Source organism: Vicinamibacteria bacterium (assembly GCA_035620555.1).
GTDB lineage: Bacteria > Acidobacteriota > Vicinamibacteria > Marinacidobacterales > SMYC01 > DASPGQ01.
Map to the genome: position 1 here is coordinate 1 of DASPGQ010000576.1, position 12,108 is coordinate 12,108.

Here is a 12,108-nt window from a genome sequence, read left to right on the forward strand (position 1 = left end):
GAGCCGACGTGTAAGGAAATTGCTCGGGCTTGATGAAGTTCTTGCGGCGAAGCTCCGCGGGATCCATGCCGATCTCGTTGGCGAAGACGTCGGCCATGCGCTCGATCGTATGGACGGCTTCGGTCACCCGGAACGAACAACGGTAGGCGATGCCGCCCGGCGGCTTGTTGGTGTAGACGCCGTCCACCTCGACGTGCGCGGCCTCGAAGTCGTACGAGCCGGTACAGATGTGGAACAAGCCGGCGGGAAACTTGGACGGGTTCGCCGCGGCGTCGGTGTATCCATGATCGGCAAGGGTCTTGATACGCAGGGCCGTCAGTGTTCCGTCCTTCCTTCCCGCGAGCTCGGCATCGATGTGGTAGTCCCGAGCGAAGGAATCCGCCTGAAGATTCTCCGAACGGTCCTCGATCCACTTGACCGGTTTGCCGGTCAGAACCGAGGCCGCGACCGCGAGAACGTAGCCTGGATACACCGGAACCTTCCCCCCGAAACCGCCACCGATATCGGGAGAGATGACGCGGATTCGCTCCTCGGAGAGGCCGAGATGGCCGGTGACGAGCGCCACCACGGTGCGGATCGCGTGGGGCGCCTGAGTCGTCATGTAGAGGGTGAGTTTCCCCTCGACCGGATCCCAGCTCGCCACGCAGCCACAGGTCTCGATCGAAGCGACGTGGATTCGCGGGATGTGCAGCTTCTGCTTGACGACGACGTCGGCCCGCTGGAAGGCCCGGTCGGTGGCCTCCTTGTCACCCGCCTCCCAATGCCAGATGTGATTGGATTCCTTGTCGTCGCGGACCTTGGTCGCGCCCGGCTCGAGGGCCTTGAATGGATCGACCACGACGGGAAGCGGCTCGTAGTCCACCTCGACGGCGGCGACACCGTCGGCCGCGGCATAGCGGCTGGTCGCCACGACCGCGGCGACTTCCTGCGCCTGATATTTGACCGTGTCGACGGGAAGAACCATCTGCTTGTCGCTCATGAGCGTCGGCATCCACGCGAGGTTGTACTTCTCGAGGTCCTTGCCGGTTACGACGGCGGCGACTCCTGGCGTCGCGAGCGCCTTTTCAGCCTTGATCTCGAGGATCTTCGCGTGGGCGTAGGGACTGCGAACGATGTCGAGATACAGCATCCCCGGAAGCTTGATGTCGTCGATATATCGCCCTTTCCCCTGGATGAACCGAGGGTCTTCTTTTCGGCGAACGGAGTGCCCGAGTCCGCGACATTCAGCCATTTCCACCCTCCTTCATCTTCTCGGCGGCGTAGCGAACCGCTTTCACGATGTTCACATAACCCGTACATCGGCATAGGTTTCCCGAGATCGCCCAGCGGATCTCTTCTTCCGTCGGGTCGGCGTTGTCCCTCAGAAGGGCCGACGACGTCATCATCATCCCCGGGGTGCAAAAGCCGCACTGTAAACCGTGCTCGCTCATGAACCCTTCCTGGATCGGATGGAGATTTCCATTGGTTGCCAGTCCCTCGACCGTGGTGATCTCGGCTCCGGCCGCTTGCACGGCGAAGACGGTGCAGCTCTTCACCGGCGTGCCGTTCAGGAGGACCGTGCAGGCGCCGCACGACGTCGTGTCACACCCGATGTGGGTTCCCGTCAGATTGAGCTCCTCGCGGATGAAATGAACGAGAAGGAGCCGCGACTCGACCTCGCTTTCCCGTTCCTCACCGTTCAGCTTCAGCTTGATGCTATGGCGACTCATGCCGCACCCCCTCCTTCCGCCCTTTGCTTCGCTTTGTTCAACGCCCGGTTCGTGAGCGTGCGCACGAGATGACGTTTGTACTCTTCCGACCCGCGATGATCCTCGATCGGCTCCGCCGCTTCGGAGGCCAGCTTCGCCGCCTCTTTGACGGCCCCATCGTCGAGCGACTTGCCCTTCAATGATTCCTCGGCCGCGGTGGCCTGGATCGGTGTGAGGCCGACGTTCGTGAGCCCGATTCCGGCACTCACGACGCGCCCGTTCCCGTCCAGTGCGATCTGCGCGGCGACCGCCGCCGTTGCATAGTCGCCCACCTTTCGCTCCAGCTTGAAGTAAGCGCCACCGCTCCGGCCCGAGGGCTTTGGAATTCGAATCTCGGTCAGGATCTCGTCGTCCGAAAGCGCCGTGGTGAACGCGTCTTTGAAGAAGTCCGCGGCGGCGATGACCCGCTCGCCTCGAGGACTCGTGGCAACGAGCTGCGCTTTGTAGGCGAGCACCGTCGCCGGGTGGTCGTTTGCCGGATCGGCGTGCGCGAGGTTGCCCCCGATGGTCGCGAGGTTTCGAACGATGGGGTCGGCGACGACCCGGGCCGTGTCGAAGAGAAGCGGATACCTCTTCTTTACGATGTCCGAACGCTCGACGACCGCCTCCCGAGTCATGGCGCCGATGCGCAGGGAATCTCCGTTCTCCTGTAAGTGGGACAGGCTCCCGATCTGATTCAAGTCGATGAGCATCGAGGGGGTCGCCACCCGAAAGCGCATCATCGGTATGAGGCTATGTCCGCCTGCGAGGATCTTGGCATCGGGATTCTTTTCCAGAAGGGCCAGAGCCTCGGCAAGGGTCGTCGGGCGGATGAACTCGAAACTGGCAGGTATCACGGCGCTCCTCCTTAGGCTGAACCAGAGGTGTAGCGCGATTCCGAGGTAAAAGCTATCGCGCTCGCGACATGCTTTTTAATACGACGGGAATGGCCGCGTCAACGCTAACGTCTCGTGCGGGGAGAGTGGCCGCGCCTGTACACCATGAACGTGCGCTCGAACTCGATGACCGTCTTGCCATCCTGATTGTATCCGGTGGTCTTGACCCGCACGATTCCCACGTTGGGGCGTGACTTCGACTCCCGCTTCGACAGCACCTCGCTCCTGGAATAGATGGTGTCGCCCTCGAACACCGGATTAGGGAGCCGAACTTCGTCCCATCCGAGATTGGCCAACACGTTCTGTGAGAGATCGGTGACGGATTGCCCCGTCACCAGCGCCAGCGTGAACGTCGAATCCACGAGCGGCTTTCCGAACTCGGTTTGAGAGGCATAGTGATGGTCGAAATGAATGGGGTTCGTATTCTGAGTCAGGAGCGTGAACCAGCTATTGTCGACGGGAAGCACCGTCCGCCCGAGCGGGTGCTCGTAGACATCGCCGATCTCGAAGTCCTCGTACAGCCGCCCCGTCCAGCCTGGCTTGACCGCCATTTCTATATGATCCCTTCCTCCCGGAGTCTCCCGATGGCCGCATCGTCGTAGCCCAGCTCGGAAAGGATCGGGCCGCTGTGCTCGCCCAGGTCGGGTACGCGACCCATCCTCGGCTCCACGCCCTCGATCGCGGCCGGGGGCAGCAAGGCCGATAACTTACCTACGGGCGAGTCGATGTCGCGCCATCGATTGCGGGCCGCAAGCTGAGGGTGGGCGATGAAGTCCAGGACGGAGTTGACCTGGGCATGGGCGATGTCAGCTTCGGCGAGACGCTCCAAGGCCTCGGCCGTGGTCATCGAGGAAAACACCCCTCCGATGATCTCGAGAAGACGCTCCCGATGCTCCACCCGCGAGCGATTCGTCGCGAACCGCGTGTCGCCTTCGAGCTCGGGCTGACCGAGCACCTTGTCGCAGAAGCGCCTCCACTCCGCGTCATTCTGGATTCCGATGAACACGAGACCGTCGTCGGTAGGGACGTCGCCGTAAGGGGCGATCGTCGCGTGATGGGTTCCGGCGCGGCGAAGCTCCATCCCGCGGTAGCCGGAATAGTACACCGGGTAGCCCATCCATTCGCCCAGGGCTTCGAGAAGCGAGACCTCGACGTGACTCCCCTCATCGGTCTTCTGGCGCTTCAAGAGCGCGGTCAAAATGCCGGAGTAAGCGTAGATGCCGGCGGCGATGTCCGCCACGGAAATCCCGACCCGGGCCGGTGAGGCTTCTGTCCCGGTGATGGAAAGGAGTCCCGATTCCGCCTGAATGAGGAGATCGTAGGCCTTGCGATGCCGAAAGGGACCCGAAGAGCCGTAACCGGAGATCTCACAGGTGATCAGCCGCGGATGCTGCATCCGCAGGTGCTTGGCGGAGAATCCCAGTCGCTCGATGGCGTCCGGTCCGAGGTTCTCGAGGAAGATGTCCGATCGGGCGACGAGCTTCTCCAGGATCCGCTTGCCCTCCTCGCTCTTGAGGTCGACGCCGAGCGATTCCTTGGAGCGATTCAGCCACACAAAATGGCTCGAGAGACCGTGCACCGCGTCGTCGTAGTGTCGCGCGAAGTCGCCCGTCCCCGGACGCTCGATCTTGATCACCCGAGCGCCCAGATCGGCGAGATGGCGCGTGGCGAGCGGCCCGGCAACCGCCTGCTCGACGGAAACGACCAGTATGTCTTCGAGCGGCAGCATTCACTGCTCAATGCCGTGGCGGGACCCGCGATCGTCCGGCCGCCACGGCTCGGCCTTTGCGGCGCTGCGCGCCGATCTCGCGGCAGAAGTCTTGGCCACCGCTCGGCAGGCTGGGCCGTACATTTTCATCACACCCCGCTGCTAGTATGACTTCGGAAGGTGCAATACCTTTTCCGCGAGATAAGTCAGTATCAAATTCGTCGATATCGGCGCGACCTGATACAGGCGGGTCTCGCGAAGCTTGCGCTCGACATCGTACTCTGCGGCAAAGCCGAAGCCCCCGAACGTCTGGAGTGCGGCGTTTCCCGCTTCCCAGGAGGCATCGGCCGCCAGCAGCTTCGCCAGGTTCGCCTCGGCGCCGACGGGCTCACCCCGATCGAAGCGCTCCGCCGCGCGGAAGCGCACGAGGTCCGCAGCCTCTGTATGCGCGTAGGCCCGTGCCAGCGGGAACTGGATGCCCTGATTCTGACCGATGGGCCGCCCGAAGACGACCCGATCCCTGGCATAGGCCGTCGCCCGGTCCAGGAAGAATCGCGCGTCGCCGATGCACTCGGCGGCGATGAGAATTCTCTCGACGTTCAAACCGTCGAGAATGTATCGAAAGCCTCGTCCCTCGTCGCCAACGAGGTTTTCGGCTGGCACCTCGAGATCCTCGATGAAGAGCTCACAAGAATGATGGTTCATCATCGTCCGAATGGGTCGCACGGTGATGCCATGTCCGACCGCTTCGCGCAGATCGACCAGCAGAACCGATAGGCCGTCGGTTTTCTTCGTTACCTGGACGGCCGGCGTGGTCCTGACGAGCAAGAGCATGAGGTCCGAATGTTCCGTTCTCGACGTAAAGACTTTCTGCCCGTTGACGACATAGCGATCTCCCTTGCGACGTGCGAGAGTCTGGAGCTTGGTCGTATCCGAGCCCGTCGTCGGCTCGGTGATCCCGAATGCCTGAAGCCTCAATTCACCCCGGGCGATCGGCGGCAGGAAACGTCGCTTCTGCTCTTCCGATCCGTGTCGGAGAAGCGTACCCAGGATGTACATCTGCGCATGGCAGACGCTGGAGTTGCCGGGCGAACGGTTGATCTCCTCGAGAATCAAGCTGGCTTCGAGAACGCCGAGCCCGGTTCCACCATAGGCCTCGGGAATCAGCGCGGCGAGAAAACCCGCCTCGGTGAGGGCGTGAACGAACGCGGTGGGATAGCCGAGCTCGCGGTCGAGCTTCTGCCAGTACTCTCCGGGAAAGCTCGAGCAAAGCTCGCGCACCGATTGCCGGATCTGCTCCTGCTCGGGAGTCAGACGAAAGTCCATCGAGGACCGCGACTATAGCACCCCTGGCCATCGAAAATACTCAGAGCCCCGCTCGGGGGGGCTGGGCTGTACTTTTTTATCGACTTCTTTTAACTGCTAGAGTGGTCCCGCGAGACCGAGCGTTGAAGCACTCACTCGAGACCTGGATCGGCATCCTGCTCACGCTCTGGGCCAGTGCGGCGGCGGGTGAGAACTGGCCTCAATGGCGCGGACCCACGGCGGACGGCGTTTCACCCGAAAAGAACCTCCCCCTGCACTGGAGCTCCACTCTGAACATCCTTTGGAAGGCCTCCCTTCCCGGCCGGGGAACGTCTTCGCCGATTGTCCAGGACGAGCTGGTGTTCGTAACCCTCCAGCTGGGCTCGGGACCCATCGATGGCCGAGGAGCCGAATTCCCCGAAGCGGTGGCGCCCCGCGCCGACGTGGTGCCAACCTTGCGCGTCACGCTCGTCGTGCGAGCCCTGGATCGTCGCGACGGGCACACGGTTTGGGAGCACCGGCTGGACGCGGGCGACAAGAACGCTCTTCCCGCCGTACACCCGAAGCACAACCTCGCAAGCCCGAGCGTCGTGACCGACGGCGAATCGGTGTTCGCCTGGATGGGTACGGGCCAGGTGTTGGCGCTCGATCTGAGGGGAAATCTCCGATGGGAAAAAGACTTTGCCCGGCAGTACGGTCCGTTCGACGTGTTGTGGGGCCACGGCAGCTCCCCCGCGCTCTATCGCGATCGGATCTACTTGCTTTGCGACCATCCGCGAGCTGCGTACCTGGTCGCATTGAACAAGAGCACCGGCGAAGAGATTTGGCGCGTCGAGCGCGGCGAGGGAATTCGGTCCTACACCACGCCCCTGGTCGTTCGTGGCCCGGGCGGCGACGAGCTCATCGTGAACGGCAGCGACCGCATCGAATCGTACGATCTCATGGATGGGAAATCGCTCTGGCACGCGGGCGAGCCCGTGACCCTCGCGATTCCAATCCCGGTCCACCGAGAGGGCGTCTTATACGCGAGCCGCGGCTACTCGAGCGGGCCCTATTCGGCCATCCGTCTCGGCGGGCGCGGCGACGTCTCCAAGACCCACGTTCTCTGGCACGTCCCCACGAGCGCGCCCTACGTCTCTTCCCTCCTCTTATATGACGGCCTGTTGTACATGGCCACCGAGCGCGGGGTCGTCTCGGCCGTCGACCCCGAAAGCGGCAAGACCGTTTGGCGGAAGCGGCTCGGTGCCGCATTCACCGCGTCGCCAGTGGCAGGGGACGGAAAGGTGTTCTTCCTCGACGAAGCGGGTGACGCCTTTGTCTTGAGAGCCGGCCCCCGCCCCGAGCTTCTCGCGAGAAACCCGATCGAAGAAAGGACGCTCGCTTCCCCCGCAATCTCGGGTCAGACGATCTTCGTTCGCACCGACCACCACGTCTTTGCTATCGGGAAAAAATAGACGCGAGCTAGACGCCGGTCGCGATCGAGTACATCCAATTGACGACCAATGCGGTGACGAAGGCGAGCCTCGTCGACAACGGGATTTGGTCAGGGAGCGCGGGAGGCGTTCGGCCGGCGAGCGTCATCGCCGCCGCCGCGACCCCCCCGCCGAGAAAGCCCATCCATCCGATTGCCGCCAGCGGATAGCGGGTCAGCGCTTCGAGAAAGTCGAGCCGGGCCAGAGCGAGCGCCGCGCGAGCGGTTCCGCAAGTCGGACAAGGCAAACCCGTCAGGCTCTTGAACGTGCATGGCCACAGCGCCTCGGCCAGGGCGGCTCCCCAGGGTGAGAGCAGGATGAGCGCGAGCGACACGCCTCCCCAGAGGTAGGCGAGCGATCGACTCACAGCTGGCTCGCTCCTGCCAGAATGCCGCTCAGCACGGCACCGAACAGCAACAAGACCAGAATCGCGCAGGCGCAGCACAACAGCACGGGTATCAGCACGGCGAGGAGGGCTTTACCTTGCGTCGTCCGATGCACGATCGCATATCCGATGACGCTCAATACCAGCGCCCAGATGCCGTACACCAGAGAGCCGAATACGGGAACGACGGTCGCCAGACCGGCCACCTGGGAGTAAGCGTAGACTTTCAGGGTTCCCTCGAAACCTGCGGAGGATTGGTCCGTGGCGCCCACCATCAACAAGCAGAGATGCATGATGCCGGATGAGATGAAGAGCCCCACGACGATGATAATCGGCAAGACGACCAGGGTTGCGACGAGGCCGACGACGGACGGCTCTCCAAAGAGACCCTCCCACCCCTCGAGCCCTCCGAGCAGGCTGCGGTAAGTGCTGGCGAAGAGAAACGACCACAACTGGTTGAGGAAGCCGGCAAGCCAGCCGAGAATGATTGCGAAGAGGATGGGGCTGGTCAGATCTTCGTCTCGGCGCAATCGGGCGAAGGCGTTCGAAGGATCGGTCACCAGAAGTCGAATCGTCTCTATTAGAGCTTCGACGACGCCGAGACGTTCCCGCTCCTCCCAGGGTAGCCGCGGGCTCTCATCCCCTCCTGGCGGGAGAGCACCACCGCTCGCTCTCGGAGGTTCGTAGGGGGACGGGGGAACGGGAGGCGTGGGGGTGCTCACCCGGTGATTCTACCAACTCGAAGATCGGTTTTCCCGGGGTTTCTCGACCGAGGGTTCCTTCTCGTTCTCGTCCTCATCCGATTGAACCATGCCTCTTTGGCAGCGGTCCTCGCATCGGAACCTCAGCGTCATCGTATCGTATCGGACGTCGATCTTGTGGCGCAGCTTCGATTCCAGCTCGCCCATGTCGAGCTCGACCTTTTCCTTGGCGGTGAAGACACCCCAAGGGGTGACGGCGAGCTTTCCCATGAAACGTTCGCCGTCGTCCTTGATTCCAACGATCTCGATATCCGTACGGATTGGCTCGATCCGCTCGAGAGTCGGATAGTAGGTGAACTGAAATATACGCTTCACCGGAAGAGAGCTGACCGCTTCGGTTCCCTCGTAGAGAACCGCATCGTGAAGATGCTCGCACAAGTCGAACTCGATCGGGAGGTATATGCTTCTTGGCAAAACTGCGGTTTTCTTCTCCTCCGCCTCGACTGCGAAGGTCAACAGAACGAAGATCGTGCCGGCGAGACCAACACGGGCGACGTGTGGCATGGCGAGCCCCCTTTCGCTGAAACGAGCTTGAAGCGTTCTAACGATGGCGGGGTCGAGTCGCTCGGGTTGAGCAACTCAATGAATCAAATCGGTTGGAATAAGTCTTTGGGCGCCGTCTTCTTCAAGTAAAGCAAGATGGGTGCCAGTAAAGCGCCGTCCTTGCTGAGAACAACTTCCGGCGAAACGTGGACGCAATGTGTAGTAAAAGACCAACGCGCGCATCGAAATGTCGTTGCATTTCTGAAGCACGTACAAAGGAGAGAAGCTATGACCAAGGGCGTTTCCATCGTGTTGTCATTCATCCTGGGCGTCACATTGGGCGCCACATTACCTGCGGTTCGCGCGCAGGCGCCTGGTGGCGAGCGAGCGGCGTGGTATTTCTACCGCGTGAAATGGGGACACCAGGACGAGTTTCTGGAGCTCTTCAAGAAGAATCACTACCCGGTTCTGAAAGAACAAATGGGTGAGCGCCTGGTGGGTTTCAAAGCCTACGTTCCTCAGTTTCATGGCGACGGCCGCGCCGACTGGACTTTCGCCACCGAGCTGGTGTTCAAGAGCGACGAGCAGTTTCTGGCGCCGTCGAGCGAAGAGGCCATCGCCCGGCGCCTCTACCCCGATTTCGCGAAATTCCGCGAGGAAGAGGCCCGCCGCTTCGAGATTCTGGATGCCCATTGGGACATTCCGCTGAGAGAAGTTCCCATGGAGTAGAGCTCGGCGTTCTCGGAACGGAGGGGTTAGCTGGCGATTTCGAGCCAGCGAAACCAAACGGGATGTTCCTCTTTGTACCAGTCCAAAATCTCGCGAAGCTTTGCCTGGTGCTCCCTGGAAATGACTTCGGGTCGAATTCGAGCGAAATCGATGCGGATCGTAGATCCTTCGTAGTCGAGAGCCTCGGAGCACAGGGTCTGGAGCTCGTTTCGTACCCGGCCGGAATCCGAGATGCGTACCGGCCTCTCGCGAAAATTCTCTCCCTGAAGGAAGCGGACGAGGAGCGGATTGAACACCAGCCGTGCCCGGTCCGGGTTCTCCAACATTCGCAGCGTGAACCGAATCGTCTTGCGGCCCTTGCGGGTCGCCAGGGCCGTGGTCACCCGGTAGAGTCCCTTACCCAGTTCCTCGACTGCCTCCGCTCCGCTGTACGGATCACGGCAAATGTATCCGCAGGCCGCAAGCACCCGCCAGCGTCTCTCGGGAAAAAAGTCGTCGGCCGAGACGACGGACCTGTCGACCGGCATTCCCGCATCCCGTGCGGCGCGCATGGCTTCTCGATATAGTTTGGCCAGCCCATCGTCATAACTCGTGCCCGCGAGCTCCTTCAGCCGGTCTTCGAAGTCGCTCGCCTCGGGAGAGAGAGCCATGACCTTCCATTCCTTGTCGGACGAGAGCACGAACTTCGACGTGAGCACCGATAGAGACGCTTCCAGCTCCAGCACCGGCGCGAGACTCGCCGCCTGCATCGCCTCGGCCGAGCCGGCGTAGCCGTCACACAAGAACACGTGCCACTGACTCGCCTCGTCTCGCCACGCTCTGATGTGATAGGTGGGGGCGTAGCTTCCCGAATCGTTGAAAACCGAAAGCCCCGAGGGAAGCTTCCATCCGTCCTCGACCAGGTGTGCTCCGGCATCACGCCACTGGCGCCAGAGGGGGCCGAGACGCTTTTCGCGACTCGCTCCTCCGAGAGTCCAGACGTGAATGTTCTCGCGGCGAATCCCCGGATACGTCCACTCGATGGCCTCCACCACGCGCTCGCGGTGGCAACGGTAATCGATGAGCACCGACCGCTCGGCCGCCGTTTCGGCGACGTCCTTGGGAAGCAGCAGATTCCCCACGTAACCTTCGTAGGGCCGGCTGATCTGCAAGGGCTGGTCGAAGAGATGAAGCACGGTTAGGGGACCGGTTTGCTCCCCCTTGGCGAAACGGGAGGTGTTCTCGAGCGTGTCGATTGCCGCACCCCAGATCGTGATGCCCGCCGATTTTGCCTCGTCGTAGAACTCTTCGAAGACGTAGCCGCGTTCGTTGATCAAACGCGTCACCCGCGCGTCCACCCATTTCGCAACCTGCGGCCGGGCGTAAACGCGACCGAATCCTAGTTGAGGGTTCGATCCCATCTCCGGCGTTTCGCCGAGCTTGGGCATCAGACCTTCGCCCAGCGAGACCATCACCGCGTGGTTCTCGGGAAGCTGCCTCGTCGCATACCAGAGGGCCTCGCTCATCGCGTAGGCGGAGATCGCGTCGGCGTCTTTCTTGACCTGATTGAGACCCACCTTGTCGAGCCCGCTCCCTTCACCGAAGCGCCCGAACAGCTTCGTGCCCAGCGCGGTGACGGCCGCGGTCATGGCCATCATCGCCTCCAGGCGTGAGGGAAGGAACGAGAATCGCGTCTTGCCGTCATCGATGCGCGATAGCTCGACGTCGACGTCCTCGAGCCAGAGGTGGAAGCGTCCCAGGATAGGGCTCGTATCGAACGCCCATTGGGCGACGAGATTCTTCTTTCGCCGTCTCGAATCGATTGCCATGGCTGACGAATATAACGCAGATGAAGAGAGTCCGGCGAAGGAAGGCTAACCGCCTTCGTCGCGGAACAGGTCCATTTGAGCGGCGCCCCGAGACGGGCGGCGAAAGCGGCCCGTGTCGAGCGGAGGAAGCCTCCGGTGGAGACCGTACTTTCGTGACGCCGCGAGAAACCGTTGTTCCAACAAGTCTGCGTAGACACCCTTGCCACGCATCCTCGTGCCGAACTCGGACTGGTACAGCGCTCCGCCTCGAGTCTCCCGCACCAGGTTGAGCACGTGGGAGGCCTTCGTTTGGTAGTGAGCCTCGAGCCACTCGCGGAACAGGTCCTTCAGCTCGTGCGGCAGCCTCAACAGGATGTAGCCCGCAGACTGAGCCCCGGCGGCGGCGGACTCCTTCAAGATGTTTTCCAACTCCGAGTCGTTGAGCGCCGGGATCATCGGAGAGGCCAGCACTCCCGTCGGAATCCCCTGCTCTCGAAGGCGACGGATCGTCTCGAGTCTTTTCTCCGGCCGCGCGGCACGCGGCTCCATCCGGCTCGCCAGATCCGGATCGAGAGTCGTAATGGAAACGAACACGTTGGCGAGCCGCCGCGCCGCCATGGGCGACAGCAGATCGATGTCCCGCAGTACCAGCTGAGACTTGGTTACGATCCCCACCGGGTGCTCGTACTCGGAAAGGACCGAAAGAATTGCGCGCGTGATCCGAAGCTCCTTCTCCACCGGCTGATAGGGATCGGTATTCGCCCCGAGGGCGATGGGGGTGACCCGATATCGCGGACTCTCGAGCTCGGCACGGAGGAGCTCGGCTGCCATGGGTTTGGAAAAGATCCGGGTCTC

Annotated in this window: 13 protein-coding genes; 2 read left to right on the plus strand and 11 right to left on the minus strand. The window is 62.1% G+C overall.

Annotation, left to right across the window (positions count from 1 at the left end; all coding sequences use genetic code 11):
- The 6 genes from VEK15_23360 to VEK15_23385 form a co-directional block, all read right to left on the minus strand.
- The coding region (locus tag VEK15_23360) for a molybdopterin cofactor-binding domain-containing protein (GenBank protein ID HXV63658.1) at positions 1 to 1,231 on the minus strand (1,231 nt) is incomplete at its 3' end.
- The gene (locus VEK15_23365) at positions 1,224 to 1,709 is read right to left on the minus strand and encodes a (2Fe-2S)-binding protein (protein ID HXV63659.1); all 486 of its coding nucleotides are present in this window, start codon (positions 1,707 to 1,709) and stop codon (positions 1,224 to 1,226) included. The genes VEK15_23365 and VEK15_23360, both read right to left, overlap by 8 nt.
- A complete protein-coding gene (locus VEK15_23370; GenBank protein ID HXV63660.1) occupies positions 1,706 to 2,584 on the minus strand; it encodes a xanthine dehydrogenase family protein subunit M in 879 nt (292 codons plus the stop codon). Before VEK15_23370 ends, VEK15_23365 begins: the two co-directional genes overlap by 4 nt.
- A gap of 104 nt (positions 2,585 to 2,688) precedes the next feature.
- Positions 2,689 to 3,174 (minus strand): MaoC family dehydratase, encoded by a 486-nt coding sequence (locus VEK15_23375; protein ID HXV63661.1) that lies wholly within the window; start codon positions 3,172 to 3,174, stop codon positions 2,689 to 2,691.
- Between the two features lie 2 nt (positions 3,175 to 3,176).
- The gene (locus VEK15_23380) at positions 3,177 to 4,352 is read right to left on the minus strand and encodes a CaiB/BaiF CoA-transferase family protein (protein HXV63662.1); all 1,176 of its coding nucleotides are present in this window, start codon (positions 4,350 to 4,352) and stop codon (positions 3,177 to 3,179) included.
- A gap of 141 nt (positions 4,353 to 4,493) precedes the next feature.
- Positions 4,494 to 5,657: an acyl-CoA dehydrogenase family protein gene (locus tag VEK15_23385; protein ID HXV63663.1), complete on the minus strand. Its 1,164-nt coding sequence runs from the start codon at positions 5,655 to 5,657 to the stop codon at positions 4,494 to 4,496.
- Between the two features lie 122 nt (positions 5,658 to 5,779).
- Between VEK15_23385 and VEK15_23390 the strand changes: the two genes are divergently transcribed.
- Complete coding sequence (locus VEK15_23390) at positions 5,780 to 7,090, plus strand: PQQ-binding-like beta-propeller repeat protein (protein ID HXV63664.1); 1,311 nt, start codon at positions 5,780 to 5,782, stop codon at positions 7,088 to 7,090.
- A gap of 7 nt (positions 7,091 to 7,097) precedes the next feature.
- Here the strand turns inward: VEK15_23390 and VEK15_23395 are convergent, their stop codons facing one another.
- The 3 genes from VEK15_23395 to VEK15_23405 are packed head-to-tail and all read right to left on the minus strand — an operon-like array spanning position 7,098 to position 8,758.
- Positions 7,098 to 7,475, minus strand: coding sequence for a DUF2752 domain-containing protein (locus tag VEK15_23395; GenBank protein HXV63665.1), 378 nt, complete (start codon positions 7,473 to 7,475; stop codon positions 7,098 to 7,100).
- Positions 7,472 to 8,215, minus strand: coding sequence for a YIP1 family protein (locus VEK15_23400; GenBank protein HXV63666.1), 744 nt, complete (start codon positions 8,213 to 8,215; stop codon positions 7,472 to 7,474). The genes VEK15_23395 and VEK15_23400 overlap by 4 nt, the downstream gene beginning before the upstream one ends.
- A gap of 9 nt (positions 8,216 to 8,224) precedes the next feature.
- The gene (locus VEK15_23405; protein HXV63667.1) at positions 8,225 to 8,758 is read right to left on the minus strand and encodes a hypothetical protein; all 534 of its coding nucleotides are present in this window, start codon (positions 8,756 to 8,758) and stop codon (positions 8,225 to 8,227) included.
- A 267-nt stretch (positions 8,759 to 9,025) separates the two neighbouring features.
- Between VEK15_23405 and VEK15_23410 the strand changes: the two genes are divergently transcribed.
- Positions 9,026 to 9,466: a hypothetical protein gene (locus tag VEK15_23410; protein ID HXV63668.1), complete on the plus strand. Its 441-nt coding sequence runs from the start codon at positions 9,026 to 9,028 to the stop codon at positions 9,464 to 9,466.
- A 26-nt stretch (positions 9,467 to 9,492) separates the two neighbouring features.
- Here VEK15_23410 and VEK15_23415 read toward each other — a convergent pair whose 3' ends face one another.
- Both VEK15_23415 and VEK15_23420 read right to left on the minus strand, forming a co-directional pair.
- Positions 9,493 to 11,274, minus strand: coding sequence for a hypothetical protein (locus VEK15_23415; GenBank protein HXV63669.1), 1,782 nt, complete (start codon positions 11,272 to 11,274; stop codon positions 9,493 to 9,495).
- 45 nt (positions 11,275 to 11,319) lie between these two features.
- Positions 11,320 to 12,108, minus strand: a 789-nt coding sequence (locus VEK15_23420; GenBank protein ID HXV63670.1) for a radical SAM protein, incomplete at its 5' end; no start/stop codon positions are given.

What these genes read in the sequence shown, in the direction of transcription:
- VEK15_23365 (HXV63659.1), bottom strand. Translation starts at nt 1,709, where the DNA reads ATGAGTCGCCATAGCATCAAGCTGAAGCTGAACGGTGAGGAACGGGAA.
- VEK15_23375 (HXV63661.1), bottom strand. Translation starts at nt 3,174, where the DNA reads ATGGCGGTCAAGCCAGGCTGGACGGGGCGGCTGTACGAGGACTTCGAG.
- VEK15_23380 (HXV63662.1), bottom strand. Translation starts at nt 4,352, where the DNA reads ATGCTGCCGCTCGAAGACATACTGGTCGTTTCCGTCGAGCAGGCGGTT.
- VEK15_23385 (HXV63663.1), bottom strand. Translation starts at nt 5,657, where the DNA reads ATGGACTTTCGTCTGACTCCCGAGCAGGAGCAGATCCGGCAATCGGTG.
- VEK15_23405 (HXV63667.1), bottom strand. Translation starts at nt 8,758, where the DNA reads ATGCCACACGTCGCCCGTGTTGGTCTCGCCGGCACGATCTTCGTTCTG.
- VEK15_23410 (HXV63668.1), top strand. Translation starts at nt 9,026, where the DNA reads ATGACCAAGGGCGTTTCCATCGTGTTGTCATTCATCCTGGGCGTCACA.
- VEK15_23415 (HXV63669.1), bottom strand. Translation starts at nt 11,274, where the DNA reads ATGGCAATCGATTCGAGACGGCGAAAGAAGAATCTCGTCGCCCAATGG.